General features: G+C 72.9%; 18 protein-coding genes. 11 read left to right on the top strand and 7 right to left on the bottom strand.

The window, feature by feature from the left end:
* The first annotated feature begins 62 nt into the window (after positions 1 to 62).
* The 4 genes from AB0K34_RS10240 (at position 63) to AB0K34_RS10225 (ending at position 5,134) form a co-directional block, all read left to right on the top strand.
* Positions 63 to 1,544 carry a glutamate--cysteine ligase gene (locus AB0K34_RS10240; RefSeq protein ID WP_301174479.1) on the top strand — a complete coding sequence of 494 codons (1,482 nt, stop codon included), beginning with the start codon at positions 63 to 65 and terminating at the stop codon, positions 1,542 to 1,544.
* A gap of 64 nt (positions 1,545 to 1,608) precedes the next feature.
* Positions 1,609 to 2,295 (top strand): response regulator transcription factor, encoded by a 687-nt coding sequence (locus AB0K34_RS10235; protein WP_138641382.1) that lies wholly within the window; start codon positions 1,609 to 1,611, stop codon positions 2,293 to 2,295.
* The gene (locus AB0K34_RS10230) at positions 2,292 to 3,347 is read left to right on the top strand and encodes an ATP-binding protein (RefSeq protein WP_301174478.1); all 1,056 of its coding nucleotides are present in this window, start codon (positions 2,292 to 2,294) and stop codon (positions 3,345 to 3,347) included. Before AB0K34_RS10235 ends, AB0K34_RS10230 begins: the two co-directional genes overlap by 4 nt.
* The gene (locus tag AB0K34_RS10225; protein WP_301174477.1) at positions 3,344 to 5,134 is read left to right on the top strand and encodes a DUF4153 domain-containing protein; all 1,791 of its coding nucleotides are present in this window, start codon (positions 3,344 to 3,346) and stop codon (positions 5,132 to 5,134) included. The genes AB0K34_RS10230 and AB0K34_RS10225 overlap by 4 nt, the downstream gene beginning before the upstream one ends.
* On the opposite strand, the gene AB0K34_RS10220 is transcribed toward AB0K34_RS10225, so the two are convergent.
* Both AB0K34_RS10220 and AB0K34_RS10215 read right to left on the bottom strand, forming a co-directional pair.
* On the bottom strand, positions 5,112 to 5,660 hold the full coding sequence (locus tag AB0K34_RS10220) for an NUDIX hydrolase (RefSeq protein WP_301174476.1): 549 nt from the start codon (positions 5,658 to 5,660) through the stop codon (positions 5,112 to 5,114). The two genes, AB0K34_RS10225 and AB0K34_RS10220, sit on opposite strands and share 23 nt — an antisense overlap.
* Position 5,661: 1 nt before the next feature.
* Positions 5,662 to 6,384 carry a GntR family transcriptional regulator gene (locus AB0K34_RS10215; protein WP_301174475.1) on the bottom strand — a complete coding sequence of 241 codons (723 nt, stop codon included), beginning with the start codon at positions 6,382 to 6,384 and terminating at the stop codon, positions 5,662 to 5,664.
* Between the two features lie 185 nt (positions 6,385 to 6,569).
* Here AB0K34_RS10215 and AB0K34_RS10210 point away from each other — a divergent pair, with 185 nt between their 5' ends.
* Positions 6,570 to 6,794, top strand: coding sequence for a hypothetical protein (locus tag AB0K34_RS10210; protein ID WP_138637300.1), 225 nt, complete (start codon positions 6,570 to 6,572; stop codon positions 6,792 to 6,794).
* 23 nt (positions 6,795 to 6,817) lie between these two features.
* Here AB0K34_RS10210 and AB0K34_RS10205 read toward each other — a convergent pair whose 3' ends face one another.
* Positions 6,818 to 8,026 (bottom strand): PucR family transcriptional regulator, encoded by a 1,209-nt coding sequence (locus tag AB0K34_RS10205; protein ID WP_240807714.1) that lies wholly within the window; start codon positions 8,024 to 8,026, stop codon positions 6,818 to 6,820.
* A gap of 381 nt (positions 8,027 to 8,407) precedes the next feature.
* Here AB0K34_RS10205 and AB0K34_RS10200 point away from each other — a divergent pair, with 381 nt between their 5' ends.
* The 4 genes from AB0K34_RS10200 (at position 8,408) to AB0K34_RS10185 (ending at position 10,959) form a co-directional block, all read left to right on the top strand.
* Positions 8,408 to 8,872, top strand: coding sequence for a hypothetical protein (locus tag AB0K34_RS10200; RefSeq protein ID WP_301174474.1), 465 nt, complete (start codon positions 8,408 to 8,410; stop codon positions 8,870 to 8,872).
* Positions 8,869 to 9,180, top strand: coding sequence for a transcriptional regulator (locus tag AB0K34_RS10195; protein ID WP_138637297.1), 312 nt, complete (start codon positions 8,869 to 8,871; stop codon positions 9,178 to 9,180). Before AB0K34_RS10200 ends, AB0K34_RS10195 begins: the two co-directional genes overlap by 4 nt.
* Positions 9,181 to 9,271: 91 nt before the next feature.
* Positions 9,272 to 9,787, top strand: coding sequence for a SigE family RNA polymerase sigma factor (locus tag AB0K34_RS10190; RefSeq protein ID WP_138637296.1), 516 nt, complete (start codon positions 9,272 to 9,274; stop codon positions 9,785 to 9,787).
* Positions 9,784 to 10,959: a hypothetical protein gene (locus AB0K34_RS10185; protein WP_364547218.1), complete on the top strand. Its 1,176-nt coding sequence runs from the start codon at positions 9,784 to 9,786 to the stop codon at positions 10,957 to 10,959. The genes AB0K34_RS10190 and AB0K34_RS10185 overlap by 4 nt, the downstream gene beginning before the upstream one ends.
* A gap of 19 nt (positions 10,960 to 10,978) precedes the next feature.
* On the opposite strand, the gene AB0K34_RS10180 is transcribed toward AB0K34_RS10185, so the two are convergent.
* A complete protein-coding gene (locus AB0K34_RS10180) occupies positions 10,979 to 11,881 on the bottom strand; it encodes an NAD(P)-dependent oxidoreductase (protein ID WP_364547215.1) in 903 nt (300 codons plus the stop codon).
* A 122-nt stretch (positions 11,882 to 12,003) separates the two neighbouring features.
* On the opposite strand from AB0K34_RS10180, the gene AB0K34_RS10175 reads away from it, so the two are divergent.
* The gene (locus AB0K34_RS10175) at positions 12,004 to 12,609 is read left to right on the top strand and encodes a TetR/AcrR family transcriptional regulator (RefSeq protein ID WP_364547212.1); all 606 of its coding nucleotides are present in this window, start codon (positions 12,004 to 12,006) and stop codon (positions 12,607 to 12,609) included.
* On the opposite strand, the gene AB0K34_RS10170 is transcribed toward AB0K34_RS10175, so the two are convergent.
* Complete coding sequence (locus AB0K34_RS10170) at positions 12,589 to 13,200, bottom strand: LysE family translocator (RefSeq protein WP_301174469.1); 612 nt, start codon at positions 13,198 to 13,200, stop codon at positions 12,589 to 12,591. The two genes, AB0K34_RS10175 and AB0K34_RS10170, sit on opposite strands and share 21 nt — an antisense overlap.
* Positions 13,201 to 13,304: 104 nt before the next feature.
* On the opposite strand from AB0K34_RS10170, the gene AB0K34_RS10165 reads away from it, so the two are divergent.
* On the top strand, positions 13,305 to 13,757 hold the full coding sequence (locus AB0K34_RS10165; protein WP_364547209.1) for an Lrp/AsnC family transcriptional regulator: 453 nt from the start codon (positions 13,305 to 13,307) through the stop codon (positions 13,755 to 13,757).
* Positions 13,758 to 13,764: 7 nt separating this feature from the next.
* On the opposite strand, the gene AB0K34_RS10160 is transcribed toward AB0K34_RS10165, so the two are convergent.
* Complete coding sequence (locus tag AB0K34_RS10160; protein ID WP_364547206.1) at positions 13,765 to 14,661, bottom strand: carbohydrate-binding protein; 897 nt, start codon at positions 14,659 to 14,661, stop codon at positions 13,765 to 13,767.
* 70 nt (positions 14,662 to 14,731) lie between these two features.
* Complete coding sequence (locus AB0K34_RS10155; RefSeq protein ID WP_364547203.1) at positions 14,732 to 14,890, bottom strand: hypothetical protein; 159 nt, start codon at positions 14,888 to 14,890, stop codon at positions 14,732 to 14,734.
* Positions 14,891 to 15,235: the final 345 nt, after the last annotated feature.

Here is a 15,235-nt window from a genome sequence, read left to right as displayed (position 1 = left end):
CGCCTTCGCTTACCGGGACATCCCGTTTTATGACGGTTCCTCCGAAGCACAGGGACGGACACATGGGCAGGGACGTGGCTTCGGTCACCATCAGCGGCGAGGACCGGCGGCGGTATCGCGACAAGGTGCGCAGGTGCCTCGACGTGCTGGCCCGCATGCTGGGCGAATCCCAGTTCGACTTCGAACGCCCGCACATCGGGCTGGAGATCGAGCTCAACCTGATCGACGCGCTCGGCGACCCGCTGATGCGCAACGCGGACGTCCTCAAGGCGATCGCCGACCCGGCCTGGGCGACGGAGCTCGGCCAGTTCAACCTGGAGATCAACATCCCGCCGCGCGAGCTCGGCGGGGAGAGCACCGGCGAGCTGGAGGCCGAGGTCCGCGACCACCTCCGGCACGCCGACGACCGCGCCACCGAGGTCGGCGGCCGGCTCCTCATGATCGGCATCCTGCCGACCCTGCGGCGCACCGACATCGGCGAGGAGACCCTCTCCGCCAACGCCCGCTACAAGATGCTCAACGACCAGATCTTCGCCGCCCGCGGCGAGGAGATGCGCATCGCGATCGACGGGCGCGAACCGCTGCGCATGCACGCCGACACGATCATCCCCGAGGCCGCCTGCACCAGCGTCCAGTTCCACCTCCAGGTCAGCCCCGACCAGTTCGGCGCGTACTGGAACGCCGCCCAGGCCATCGCCGGCCCCCAGGTCGCGATGGGCGCCAACTCCCCGTTCCTGTTCGGGCACCGGCTCTGGCACGAGACCCGGATCACGCTGTTCGAGCAGGCCACCGACACCCGCCCCGACGAGCTGAAGACGCAGGGCGTCCGACCCCGGGTCTGGTTCGGCGAGCGCTGGATCACCTCCGTCTTCGACCTGTTCGAGGAGAACACCCGCTACTTCCCGTCCCTGCTGCCGCTGTGCGACGACGAGGACCCCCGCGAGGTGCTGGACGACGGCCGCATCCCCGAACTCGGCGAGCTCACCCTCCACAACGGCACGATCTACCGCTGGAACCGCCCCATCTACGCGGTCGTGAAAGGGCGCCCGCACCTGCGCGTCGAGAACCGGGTGCTGCCCGCCGGGCCGACCGTCGCCGACGTCGTCGCCAACGGCGCCTTCTACTACGGCGTCGTCCGGATGCTCGCCGAGGCCGACCGCCCCGTCTGGACCCGGATGTCCTTCGCCACCGCCGAGGAGAACCTGCACCGCGCCGCCCGCGACGGCCTCGACTCGACCCTCTACTGGCCCGGCATGGGCGAGGTGCCCGCCGCCGAACTCGTCCTCCGCAAGCTGCTGCCGCTCGCCCACGAGGGCCTCGACCGGTGGGGCGTCGACCCCGCCCGCCGCGACCGGCTCCTCGGCATCATCGAGCGGCGCTGCGTCACCGGGCAGACCGGCGCCGCCTGGCAGATCGCCACCGTCAACGCCATCGAGGAGTCGTCGGGCACGTCCCGCCACGACGCGCTCCGCATGATGACCCGCTCCTACGCCGAGCACATGCGCGCCAACACCCCCGTCCACCTGTGGCCCACCGGGCCCTGATCTTCACGGCACCTCCACATTCCACGCCCTGCGCACGCATACCGGGCTCTTAGAGTCTGGTCCCGTGACGGGTAACGAGACTCGCGTCCTCGTGGTCGAGGACGAGCCGACGATCGCGCGCGCCGTGGCGGACCGGCTGGCCGCCGAGGGCTTCGGCGTGGAGACCGCCGGCGACGGACCCTCGGCGGTCGAGCGGGCGCGCGCGTACGAGCCGCACCTCATCGTGCTGGACGTGATGCTGCCCGGATTCGACGGCCTCGAGGTGTGCCGCCGCGTCCAGGCCGAGCGTCCCGTGCCGGTGCTCATGCTGACCGCGCGCGACGACGAGACGGACCTCCTCGTGGGCCTCGGCGTCGGCGCCGACGACTACGTGACCAAGCCGTTCAGCATGCGCGAGCTGGTCGCGCGGATCCGGGCGGTGCTGCGGCGCGTCGAGCGGCCCGCCATGGAGCCCGCCGACGGCGCCGTGCGCGTCGGGGCGCTGGAGATCGACGAGCGCGCCCGCCGCGTCCGCCGGGACGGCCGCGAGGTGCACCTCACCCCCACCGAGTTCGACCTGCTCACCTGCCTGCTGCGCAACCGCGGGGCGGTGCTGACCCGCGCCGTCCTGCTGGAGCAGGTGTGGGACTGGGCGGACGCCTCCGGGACCCGCGTCGTCGACAGCCACGTGAAGGCGCTGCGCCGCAAGCTGGGGCAGGAGCTGATCCGCACGGTGCACGGCGTCGGCTACAGCCTGGAGCCGGCGCCGTGACCCCGATCGTCCACCGGCTGTGGGCGCGGCTGCCCCGCCCGCTGGACCCGCTCCGGTCGATCAAGGTGAAGTTCGGCGTCGTGGTCGTCGTGACCGCGTGCGTCGCCGTGCTGATCGTCCTGTGGGGGTACCCGATGGGGTTCCGCGCGCGGCAGACGATGCCGGTCGGCGTGCTGATCTCCCTCGTCGTGATACAGCTCCTCGCGCACGGGATGACGGCGCCGCTCCGGGAGATGACGGCGGCGGCGCGGGCGATGGCGCGCGGCGACTACAGCCGCCGGGTGCGGGCCACGTCGCGGGACGAGGTCGGCGAGCTGGCGCAGGCGTTCAACCGGATGGCCGCGGACCTCGCCGAGGTGGAGCAGCAGCGCCGCGACTTCGTCGCGAACGTCTCGCACGAGCTGCGCACCCCGATCAGCGCGCTGCGGGCCGTCCTGGAGAACGTCGCGGACGGCGTCACCCCGGCGACGCCCGACGTCCTCGAGACCGCGCTCGACCAGACCGAGCGGCTCGGGCGGCTCGTCACCCAGCTCCTCGACCTGTCGCGCGTCGAAGCGGGAGCGGCCGTCCTCGACCTCGCCGACATCGACGTGGCCGAGTTCGTGGACGGCGTCATCGCCGAGGCCCGCGCCGGGCACCCGGAGGCCGTGTTCGCGACGGACGTCGCCCCCGACCTGCACGCCGTCGCCGACCGCGACCGGCTCCACCAGATCGTCGCGAACCTGCTCGACAACGCCGCCCGGCACGGCCCGGACGGCCGCCCCGTCACCGTCACCGCGCGTCCCGCGAACCTTCCGGGCGGATTGATCATCGAAGTGGCCGATGAGGGACCCGGCATTCCACCCGAAGAGCGGGCCCGCGTGTTCGAACGCTTCTCCCGCGGCACCGCGTCCGGCACCCGCGCCGGCACCCCCGGCGGCGGCACCGGCCTCGGCCTCGCCATCGCGAACTGGGCCACGGACCTGCACGGCGGCGACATCACCGTCCTGGACACCCCGACCGGCTGCCGCATCCGCGTCCTGATCCCCCCGACGACCGGAGACCCCAGATGACCCAGACCCCCGAGGACCCGCCCGAACCGGCCGACAAGCCAGAACCGCCCGACGCGCCCGAACCGGCCGACAAGCCCGCCCCGAAGCCGGAGCCGGGCGGGACGGCGGGCTTCCCCCCGCCGCCCGTGGCGGGCGGGTTCGTGCCGCCCGGCGCTCCGCCTCCGCCGGGCGCGATGCCCTACCCGCCGTACCAGCGGCGGCCGGGGCAGCCGGTCTACGGGCCGCAGGGCGGGTTCGCGGGGCCGCCGCTCGTGTACGCGCCCACCAAGCTCGAAAAGGCGCTGAAGGCGTGGAAGCGGCCGGCGCGGCCGATGGCGCCGTCGCTGCTGGCCGGCATGCTGATCGCCGGAGCGATCGGGGCCGTCACGGTCGGGCCGCCGCTGCGGGAGGGGCGGTTCGGCGTCGGCGCCGTCATCGCCGCCGTGGCCGTCGCGTACGTGGCGGCGGCGTCGGCGTGGTCGGCGGGACGGATGGTCCGCCCCGGCTCCGGGAAGCGGCGGCCGCGGGTCAACCGGACGGCGATCGTGTTCGGGCTGCTCTCCCTCGGCCTGGCCTCGACCGTCGCGCTGCGGGAGGCGGAGTGGGTCGTCGTGCCCGCGCTGCTGCTCGCCGTCGCCGTCGGGTCGTACGCGGCGTCCGGCGGGCGGTCGTGGGCGGAGGTCCTGCTCGGCGGGCTCGCGGTCGTGCCCGCGGGCGGCGCCATGCTGCCCTGGGTCGCGGAGAGCGCTTACGGGACGGTCACGTCCGACAAGAGCAGGGCGTGGCCGGTCATCCGGACGTCCCTCATCGCGGGCGGGCTGATCGCGGTGTTCGGCGCGCTGTTCGTCGGGGCGGACGCGGCGTTCGGCAGCCTCGCCTCGGGCCTCGTCCCCGAGGTGTCGCCGTTCTCGGTGGTCGTCTACGGGGCCGCCGGCGTCGTGACGATGGCGCTGGCGTCCGCCGGGGCCTACCTCGGGCAGGCGCCGCCGCCGCTGCGCATGCTGGCCCCCGGGCGCGGCAGGCCCGCCGGGCGCTGGTCGTGGGCGGTGCCGATCGCGGCGCTCGACCTGCTGTTCCTGCTGTTCTGCGCGATCCAGGCCGGGGTGTTCCTCGCCGACGACAAGGACGAGCTGCTGCGCTCGACCGGCCTCACCTACGCCGAGTACGCGCGGCAGGGGTTCTTCCAGCTCGTCGTGGTGACCGTGCTGGTGCTCGTGGTCGTCGCCGTCGCGAAGCGCTACGCCCCGGACGGGGGCCGGGGCGACGACGTGACCGTCCGGGTGCTGCTCGGGCTGCTGTGCGCGCTGACGCTCGTCGTCGTCGCGGTCGCGCTGCGCCGCCTCTACCTGTACGAGGAGACGTTCGGCTGGACGCGGCTGCGGCTGTGGGTGCACGCGTTCGAGCTGTGGCTCGGCCTCGTCGTGGTGCTGGTGGCCGTCGCCGGGGTGGTGCGTGGGCGCGTCCCCTGGCTGCCGCGCGCGGTCGCGGGCAGCGGCGCGGCGGCGATGATCGCCCTCGCGCTGCTCAACCCGGACGGGTTCATCGCCGAGCACAACGTCGCCCGGCACGCCGAGACCGGCAAGATCGACGTCCCGTACCTGCGGGACCTGTCCGCCGACGCGGTGCCCGCCCTGGACCGGCTGCCGGAGCCGCTCCGGACGTGCGCCCTGCGCGAGATCGCCTACGACCTGGACCAGGACGAGCCGGCGATGAGCGCCAACCTCGCGCGGGCGCGGGCCAGGAAGATCCTGGAGCGGCGCCCGGCCGACGGCTCGGTGGACTGCTTCAGCTCGTCTCGTCCATCGTGAGCAGGGCGTAGGCGGCGAGCGTCGAGTCGTCGGTGATGCGGCCCGCCCTGATGAGCGCCTTGAACTCGTCCCTGGACACCCACTTCTGCCGCATGTCCTGCTCTTCGGGCTCCCGGTCGGCCTCCCCGGCCGCGAGGTCGGACGCGACGAAGATGTCGAAGCCCTGGCCGCTCGTCCCGTGCGAGCAGTTCAGGTGGCCGAGGTGCCGCAGCGTGCCGGCGCGCAGGCCCGTCTCCTGGGCGAGTTCGAGGCGGGCGAGCTCCTCCGGGTCGGCGGCCTGCCGGCCGGGGAGCGAGCCCTGCGGGAAGCTCCAGGTGCGCCTGCCGATCGGGTACCGGTACTCCTCGACGAGGTGGAAGCCGCCGTCCTCGACGGGGATGACCAGCACGAAGTCGGGCTTGTCGACGACGCCGTAGATGCCGCGCGAGCCGTCCAGGCGCTCGACCTCGTCCTCCCGGACGACCATCCAGGGGTTCTCGTAGACGATCCGCGAGGCGACCTGGCGGACTGCGGGCTCTTCGGTCATGTCAGGCTCCCGACCCGTAGCGGTAGACGAGTTCGTGGCGGTCGCCGACCACCACCCGGTGGGTGACCTCGACGACGCGGTCGCCCTGGTCGTAGGCGCGCCGCCACAGCGTGAGGACGGGCTGGTCCGGGCCGATGCGCAGCGTCTCCTGCTCGTCCGCGCGGGGCAGCCGGCACGTCACGGTCTCCTCGAAGGTGATGCGGTGCCCGGCCTCCTCCAGCCGCGAGTAGATGCCGCCGGGCCCGGTGTTGACCTCCAGCAGCACCGGGATCTGCTCGACGATGGGCCAGATCACCCAGGTCGTCGCCGTCTGGACGGGCGGCTCCCCCTCCACGCCCTGGACGCGCGCCCGCTCCAGCACCCGCGTCCCGACGGGGACGTCCAGCCGGGGCGCGAGCCGCTCGCAGGCGCGGATCTCGGACACGGTCGTACGGGTGAACGGGCGGCGCCCGCCCGTCTGCGCCGACACGTGGAAGCCGCGCCACTCGCCGACCTGCCGGGTGATGTCGGCCGCCGCGCGCCGCACCCGCGGCGCGGTGCGGACCTGCGCGCCCGCGCCGTGCCGCAGCTGGACCAGGCCCGACTCGGCGAGGATCCGCAGCGCCCGCCGCACGGTGGACCGGTCGGCGCCGAACTCGTCCGCCAGCCGCCGCTCGGACGGCAGCCACGACCCCGGGTCGAGCTCGCCCTCGACGATGCGGGCGGCGAGCGCGTTCGAGATCACCTGTGCCTTCGTGGGGGGTCGCGGCATACCAGATCAGATCCTGCTCCGGGTCGGTGCGTTGACCTCACACCGTACAGATCCCACCCGTCCCGGCGGCCTTTTGGGGTTCTGCGGAACGCGTTGTGGGCGGTGCTTGGTAGTCCTATGGTAGACCTACCATAGGCCGACCGAGGGAGCCCCGGACCATGTCGGTGACCATGTGCATGCCCGGATGGCGCAGCGAACGCTCGGACGAGGGGCTGCGCGCCACGAGGGTCACCCGGCTGTCGGACTACCAGCTCGTCAACGGCTGCCTGGAGGAGATCCACGCGACGGACGAGGGCGAGCTGTGGCTGCTGTGCGACGCGCAGACCCGGCTCGCCGAGCGCGTCGCGACCGCCGAGCGGCTGCGCTCCCTCCGCCGCGTCTAGCACGGCGGAGGGCACGGCCGGGGTCAGCTCCGGCGGAAGCTGACCACCTCGCCGGAGTCGCCGACCGCCTCGCGGGACGGCGTGATGATCCGCTCGCCCGCGTTGTCGGCGAGCAGCGCGCGGGCGCGCAGCACGATCTCCAGGTCGAAGCGCAGGTCCGGGTCGAGCAGCTGGTCGCCGAACAGCTCCTCCAGCTGGCGCAGCCGGTACCGGACGGTCTGCGGGTGGACGTGCAGCCGCATCGCGACCTCGTTGGCGTTGCGGCCCGACTGGAGCCAGGCGAGCAGCGTCTCGGCGAGCCGGTCCTGCTGGCTCGGGCGCAGGTGCGCCAGCGGCGCGAGGCGCAGGTCGGCGAGCGAGGTGATGAGGCCCTCGTCCTGGAACAGGATCAGCGTGGACATGTGCTCCACGCTGCGGATCACGCCGCTCTCCGCCTCGATGACGCCGCGCTGGACGAGCGACAGCGTCTTGCGCGCCCACTGGATGGACCGCGCCGCCTCCATCAGCGGGACGGTGGGGCCGACGACGGCGAGCGTCCCGGACAGGGCGCGGTCGACGAGCTTCGCGCGGCCGGGGCCGTCCGGGTCCGGGATGATCAGGCTGGGGGTGCGGCGGGTCAGGTCGGCGAGGACGTCCGGCGGGAACGCGGGCTGCCGGGCGTCCTGGTGGTGCCGGCCGAGCGCGACCGCCGCGACCGTCCGGGGGACGGGCCAGTGCGCGGCGGCGGCGAGGTCGGCGATGGCCTCCTGCGCGGCCGGCGGGTCGGCGAACAGCAGGTCGAGCAGGCGCTTGCGGCGGCGCTGCATCTCGCCCGCGACGGCGGCCTTGGCCTGCGAGAAGCCCTCGGCGGCGGCGTGCGCGAGCTCGTCCTGGAACTGCATCAGCACCTCCCCGACGGCGCCGAGCGTGCGGGGGGAGACCTTCAGCGCCTCGGCGCCCTCGGTCATCCGGCGCCAGGCCACCATGCCGCCGACCCGCATCGCGGTCTGCATGGCGTCGAGGCTGCGGCCCTCGCCGGCCTCGCCGCGGCCGATGGCGCGGAAGAAGTCGGTCACGGGCGCGGGGTCGTGCGCCGGGTCGCCCACCCGGTCGACGAAGAAGTGCAGCACGCGCTCGACGGCGAGGCGCAGGGTGCCGGAGTAGGAGCCGTCCCCGGGGCGGTCGTACTCCCTGACGCGCGTCTGGATCTCCAGGATCATGTCGTCCGCCACCTCGTCGAGGTGCGGCCTCATGTGATCTGCCAGTTCCCTCGGCAGATCCGCCCACGGGCGCCCATTAGTGGTCGAACCGTCGTTCGCCACAGATTCTCCCCCTCCTCGTCCCCCAGCGTTGCGCGCCGTACACGGGGGGTAATTAATTACTTATGAGACCTATGTGGGGCAAATCATGACCCGTGGCGAGCCTGGGCGCAAAGTCTAGGTCGACATTCGACCAGCTTCGGCCGACCGAATGACCGAGATTCGACAGGTCCGAGAACCCCCGCCGAAGACCTGTCACCCCCGGCGCCGTCCGTCACTCTCAGTCACCCCTGTTCCGGCAAGTACTTGACGCATCGGAAAGTAGAAAGTACTTTCTTCATCGGAAAGTACTTCTTGAGCCAGCAGGAGCCCCCCATGAGCGACCAGTTCACCGACGCCGCCGAGGCCCTCGCCGCGATCGAGCGGACCCAGCAGCGCGCCTACGCCGACCAGCGGCTGCCGGTCTGGTACCTCCCGGGCGTCATCGGTCTCGGCACGGCCGCCGCGGTCGGCAGCGAGCTGGACGGCGCCGCCCAGGTCGGCCTCACCGCCGCCGCGGTCGCCGGGCTCCTCGGTCTCGTCGCCGCGCTGTCCGCCCGCACCCGCATCAAGTTCCGGCCGCACACCTGGACGCCGAAGGCCGGTGCCCTGATGGCGCTGTGGATCACCTCGATCTTCGTGGTCTGGGGCGTCGTCCCGCCCCTCGCCGGCCTGGTCACCGACTCGGGCGTCTGGCAGAAGGCCGTCGCGGGCGTCGTCGCCGCCGCCTACAGCGCGGCGACCCTCCGCCGCGCGGAGACCATGGTGTTCGCGCGGCTCGCCGGGAAGGTCGCCCGATGAACCTCGACCCGGTGATCCACACCCCCGCGCGGCTGCAGATGGTCTCCCTGCTGGCGACGGCGACCGAGGCCGAGTTCGGCTTCGTCCGCGACAGCCTCGGGCTGAGCGACTCGGTGGTGTCCAAGCACGCGAGCGCGCTGGAGAAGGCCGGCTACGTCGAGATCCGCAAGGGCTACGTCGGCAAGCGCCCCCGCACCTGGTTCAAGCTCACCCGCGAGGGCCGCCGCGCGTTCGACGAGTACGTCGCCACGCTCCAGCGGATCGTCGGCCGTCCCCTCGCCGACACCCCGGCCGAGGACGACCGCTGATCGGGCGGGCCGCCGGAGAAAGCGGTCCGCCCGAGACATAGCGGCGCGCGACCGGAGGCGTCTGAAGGGGGACAGCAATCCGGAGGTGACGATGGACGACGCAGCGGAGCGGCGTTTCCGCGAGTTCGTCGAGACGAGGTCGGTGGCCCTGATGCGGCTGGCGTACCTGCTCGCGGGAGGCGACCAGCACGCGGCCGAGGACCTCCTGCAGACCGCGCTCGCCAAGACCGCGGCGCGCTGGGGCAGCGTCGACAACCCCGAGCCGTACGTGCGGCGGACGATGTACCGCCAGCAGGTCAGCAACTGGCGGCGGACGCGGCGGCGGCGCGAGACCCAGGTCGGCGTGCTCCCCGACCGGGCCGGGCTGGACGCCGCGTCGGCGGTCGATCTGAAGCTGACCGTGCGGACGGCCCTGGCCCGCCTCACGCCCAAGCAGCGCGCGGTACTGGTCCTGCGGTTCTTCGAGGACCTGCCCGAGGCGGAGGTGGCGCGCATCCTCGGCTGCGGCGTCGGCACGGTGCGCAGCACCACGCACCGCTCGCTCGCCAGGCTGCGCGAACTCGCCCCCGAACTGAACGCACTGGAGCCGGAGGAGGCCCGCCGATGAAGCCGGACACGATCGTCAAGAGCGCGCTCGACGAGTGGGCGGGCGAGGCGCGCGTCCCCGCCGGGCTCGCCGACCGCGCGCTGCGCCGCCGCGCCCGCCGCCGCACCGTCAAGGTCGCCCTGTTCGGCGGGACGAGCGCGCTCCTCGCCGGGGCGACCGCCGTCGCGCTCGTCGCGGGCGGTGCCACGGGCGGCGGCCCGGACCGGCCGGAGGTCGCGTTCGAGCCGGTGTCCCTGTCGTCGGACACTTCGCTGCGGACGGACCTCGGCAGCGCGTTCCCCCGCCGCCTCGTCGCCGCGGGGCACACGGCCGTGGCCGCCTACTACACCACCAACGCCGGCATGAGCCGCGATGCCGGCACCGTCCGCCGCACCTGGCACCTCTACAACCCGTCGACGGGCGAGTACGAGCGGACGCGGTGGACGTACCTCAGCGTCGCGCCCGGCATGCAGCGCGCGGCCGTCCTGCAGGGCCCGCTGCCCGCGAGCAAGGTCGGGGTGCTCGACATGAAGACGCGGAAGGTCACGCACTGGATCCCGGTGGACCGGCCCGTGGGAGGGGCGGCCTGGTCGCCCGACGGCCGCCGGCTGCTCCTGACGTCCTACGCCTCGAACCCCGACGTGGTGGGGCAGCCGCCCGAGACGGCGCCGAGGAGCGGCTACTACATCGTCGACGGCACGGCCGGCGCCGGTCCGTTCCACCCCCTGCCGCCGGCGCCCGGCAACCCGAACTACCGGCAGGACCTCGGCTGGAGCCGGGACGGGACGCTGATCTGGGCGCCGACCGCCCAGGTCCCGAGCAAGGTCTTCTACGCCCCCGGCGGCGAGCGGCGCCCCGCGCCGGCGCACGAGGCCGGCGACCAGGAGGCGGCGGGCCTGTCCCCGAACGGGGAGCTGCTGCCCACGTTCGGCCCGCCTCCCGGCCCCTCCGTCACCGTCACCAAGGCGCGGAGCGGCGAGAAGGTGGCGGTACTGCCCGTCCAGCAGGCCCTGGCCTGGGCGGACGACGACCGGCTGTTCGCCATCGGCTGCGACGTCGAGAAGTGCACCCGCAAGAACGAGTTCCGCAACCGGCTGCTGCTGGTCACGCTGACGGGGAAGATCACCCCGCTCACCGGGTACCGGCACTCCGACCGGGCCGGCTCCTGGACCCCGGTCTTCACCCACCGCTGACCCGGCGCCCGCCGGAGCCTTACGGGGCGAGGCGGGCGCGGTCGAGGGCGGCCGTCCGGGATGCGATCGCGTGCACGACCGCGGCCATGTCGGACGGCCCGTGCCCCTGCTCCTCGGTCTCGCGGTAGAGGGCATGGCAGGCGTCCAGGACGGGCGAGGCGATGCCGGCGTGCCGGGCGGCCTCCGCGATGAGGCGGTTGTTGTCCAGGACGTTGGTGATGGACGCCTGGACGGTGAAGTCGCCGTCGAGGAGCTTGCGGGCCTTGGCGCGGGAGACCGTGCTGGCCATCGGGCCGGCGTCGAGGACGTCCCGCAGCAGCCGCCGGTCGAGCCCGTACCGGTCGGCGAAGTGGAACGCCTCGGCGAGGCCGGTGACCATCGTGATCAGGTACAGGTTGACGGCGAGCTTCATCAGCAGCGCCCCCGGCACCGGCCCGCACGCGAACACCTGCCGGCACATCGGGGTGAGCAGCGGGCGGACCGTCTCGACGTCGGCGGGCTCGCCCGCCACCAGCGCGACCAGGTCGCCGGTCTCGGCGGGCCCGCGCGACCCGGACACCGGCGCCTCGACGTACCGGCCGCCCGCCGCCGCGACGTCGGCCACCAGGCCGCGGGAGTAGCCCGGTGACGTGGTGCCCATGTGGACGATCACGCGTCCCGCGACGGCGGCGGCGAAGCCGGGCGTGCCGCGGCCCAGGACGGCGTCCATCGCGGGACCGTCGGCCAGCATGAGCAGGACGACGTCCGCGCGCCGGCACACCTCGGCGGGGCCGGACGCCACCTCCGCGCCAGCCGCGCGCAGCGCCTCGCTCCCGGCGGGGCTGCGGTTCCAGACGGTGAGGGGGACTCCGGCGCGGGCGAGGTTGAGCGCCATGGGGCGTCCCATGACGCCGAGTCCGATGAAGCCGATGTTCGCGTCCACCTTCGCCTCCGGTTCCGGGCCGGGCGGCGCTCCGCCAGGGGTGGCGGCGGAGCGCGCGCGGGGACCTGCCGACCTTGCCGATTATGACAGCGGTCATGATAATGGTCCAGGTGAAGCCGGAAATGGACGATCGAGGGCCCCGGGAGCGGATGGTCTTCAGCGCCGCGCAGCTCATCCGCCGGGACGGCGTCGCCGCCACCGGGATGCGCGAGGTCGCCGCCCGCGCCGGCGCGCCGCGCGGCTCGCTGCAGCACTACTTCCCCGGCGGCAAGGAGCAGCTGGTCAACGAGGCCGTCGAGTGGGCGGGCCGGTACGCCGCCGCGCGCATCGATCGGTTCATGGCGTCGATGTCCCGTCCGACCCCCGGCGGGCTGTTCGCGGCGATGGTGCGCCAGTGGACGGACGAGTTCCGGGCGCAGGGCTCCATGGGCGGCTGCCCGGTCGCGGCGGCGACGGTCGACTGCGCGGACTCGGTCCCGTCCGCGCGGGCCGCCACCGCCGCCGCGTTCGCCGAGTGGCGCCGCCCCATCGCCCGGGAGCTGACCGCGATGGGGGTGCCGTCCCGCAAGGCCGCCGGTCTCGCGACGCTCATGGTCAGTGCGCTGGAGGGCGCGATCCTGATGGCGAGGGCCGAGCAGAGCGTCCGCCCGCTGAACACCGTCGCCCGTGAACTGGGCCCCTACCTGGACTCCTGCGTCGAACGCGGCTCAGGCCAGGACGCGGTCTAGGACGAGGTAGGCGCCCAGCCCGATCATGGCGGCGCCGGACAGGCGGCTGATGAGGCGCGTCTTGCCGGGCGCCCCCTTCAGGACGCTCCGGGTGAGGGTGCCCAGGCAGAGGTACCAGACCCAGCAGGTGGCCATGAAGGTGAGGCCGAGAACGCCGATCTGCACGGCGATGGGCCAACTGCCGTCGGGATCGGTGAACTGGGGCAGGAGGGCCAGGAAGATGAGCAGGCCCTTGGGGTTGAGCCCGCTGACGCCCATGCCGCGCAGGAAGGCACGCCGCCCGGTGCCGGCCTCGGGGTCGGCGCCGGCCGTGGCGGGATGGGCGAGGGTCGTCGCGCCGTGCCAGATGAGGTAGGCGCCGCCGACCAGCGTCAGAGCGGTCAGCGCGGCCGGAGAGCCCGCGACCAGGGCACCGACGCCCGCCGCGACGACGAGGGTGATGGCGGCGTAGCCGGCGACCAGCCCGCCCACCGCCGGGAGGACCGAGCGGCCGCGCAGACCGGCGCCGATGGTGAACGCCCAGTCCGGGCCCGGCACGGCGATGAGCAGTAAGGCGATCGTCCAGAAGGCGAGTACGGAGCCGGCCCCCATGGTTTCCTCCCCATTCCGCCAATGCGGGAAGGCTAATCACGATCGGCCAGAAGGTGTTCCCAACTTTTCCCCGAAAGCCGGGCCACCATGGAAGGATCTCCTTCATGGACGCGATCGACCGGAAGATCCTTGCCGTCCTGCAGGAGGACGGCAGGCTCACGATCACCGAACTGGCCGCGCGGATCGGGCTGAGCGTCTCGCCCTGCCACCGCCGGCTGCGGGAACTGGAACGCAGCGGCACCATTCGCGGCTACCGGGCGGTCGTCGACGCCGCCGCCCTCGGCCTGACCTTCCAGGCGCTCGTGTTCGTCACCATGCGGCAGGAGGACAGGGACACGCTGCTCGGCTTCGAGGAGGCCGTGGCGCGGGTGCCGGAGGTCGTCCAGGCGCAGCGGCTGTTCGGCGACCCCGACTACCTGCTGCGCATCGTCACCGCCGACCTGACCGCCTACCAGGAGCTGGAGGACGACGTGCTGTCCGCGCTGCCCGGCGTGCAGCGGCTGAACTCCACGCTCGTGATGAAGCACGTCGTGGACGAACGGCCGCTGCCCACCTGAGCGGCTCCTACTGGCGGACGATCCAGTGGTCGTTCGCCCCGGCCTTCACGAATTGCAGGGACGGGCACAGGTAGTCGTCCGGATCGGGCGTCGCGGTCGGCTGCCAGGGCGAGTCGGACGGCGCGGCCGGGCGCCACACGCCATTCCGGCGGAGCTGAATGCCACTGCTTTCGAAGACGACGTTCCTCGCGTCGGCGCAGTAGTAGGCGTTCCCGGTGCGCGGGTCGCGGGTCGCGTATATCTCGAAGATGTCCCAGCCGTAGCTGAGACTGCTCGTGTCGCTGCCGGCCTTGCTGTAGAAGAGATTCCAGCTGCCGGTCGTGTGGTTGTAGAGATACGCCGACCAGGCATTGGTGGACGCGTTCGTCCGGACGAGCTGGACGCTGTAGGCCGGGTGGCCGTTCACGGGCCGGGTGTAGGTCTGGAGGAAGCCGGCGTCCATCACGATCTCCTTGCGGGGGCCGTTGCCGCCGCACCAGTCCCACGCCCAGATCTCGTTCCCGACGGCCTGCGAATACACCGTCGTGATCTCCATGCACGACCCCGCGGCCTTGATGGTGGGGGTATAGGTGAAGTCGGCGCTGTTCGACACCCGGTAGCTCGTGTCGACGCTCTGGGAGGCCATGAACCCGTCGTGCGTTCCGGCGGCGGGCTCGACGCCCCAGAAATGATGGATCTGCTCGCGGCGGAGCCGGGACCGGTGCAGCCCGCGGAACTTCTCGACGGCCTCGGCGTTGCGGGCGGACGGCGTGAACGTCCGCGCACCCGCCACCACGCCGCGCTTCGGCGCGTCCGGGCTCGGTGCGGCAGGCGGTTTCACGGTGGAGGCGGCGGCGCCGGCGGAGGCCGGAACGGCGGTGAAGGCGGCGAGGACGGCGCAGGCGAGCAGGGTGCGACGCTGCATCACACAACTCCTTGTCGGGGCGGGGAGCAGTCTGCAAGCGCGCGCTGACCGTGGCGTGAATTGGGGTGGATCACGCCGTCACAAAGAATCCGTCCCGCGTTCCCCTACTGTCAACGAGTCGTTTTTCAACGCCCGTCCAGTACGCGCCGAAAAAACGTGTCATCCGGCCGCCGCGCACGGTGAGGCGAAGTTCACTCCCCGAAGAGATCACACCGGCCACGGTGATCACGATCACACCCGGCCGCCCGCGTTCACCTTTTCACCCTGCGTCATTTCCGCTGATCAGCCGGGCCGAAGTGAGAGGAAGTCGCGCGGAAGCGAGCGGTGGTTTACGCGGCCATCGCGGATGACCATGTCCGGCCATCGGGCGGGTGGACCGTCCATATGCCCTGGTGGAGCGGCCGGAAATCGCTAAGCTACGGGCTCAACATTCTCCTTCGTCTCCCCGGCACCGTCCTGCGAGTGCCCTGCATTGCCAGCCGCCGGCCCGCGGCACATCCCCCGCCATTGCACGGTGCGAATCTCGCTTCGCCCGGGACACGGAGAAGCCCCCAACAGAGGAGAAAACCAATGC

The organism is Actinomadura sp. NPDC049382, assembly GCF_040677125.1.
Taxonomy (GTDB): domain Bacteria; phylum Actinomycetota; class Actinomycetes; order Streptosporangiales; family Streptosporangiaceae; genus Spirillospora; species Spirillospora geliboluensis.
This window is presented reverse-complemented; position numbering and strand designations above follow the sequence as displayed.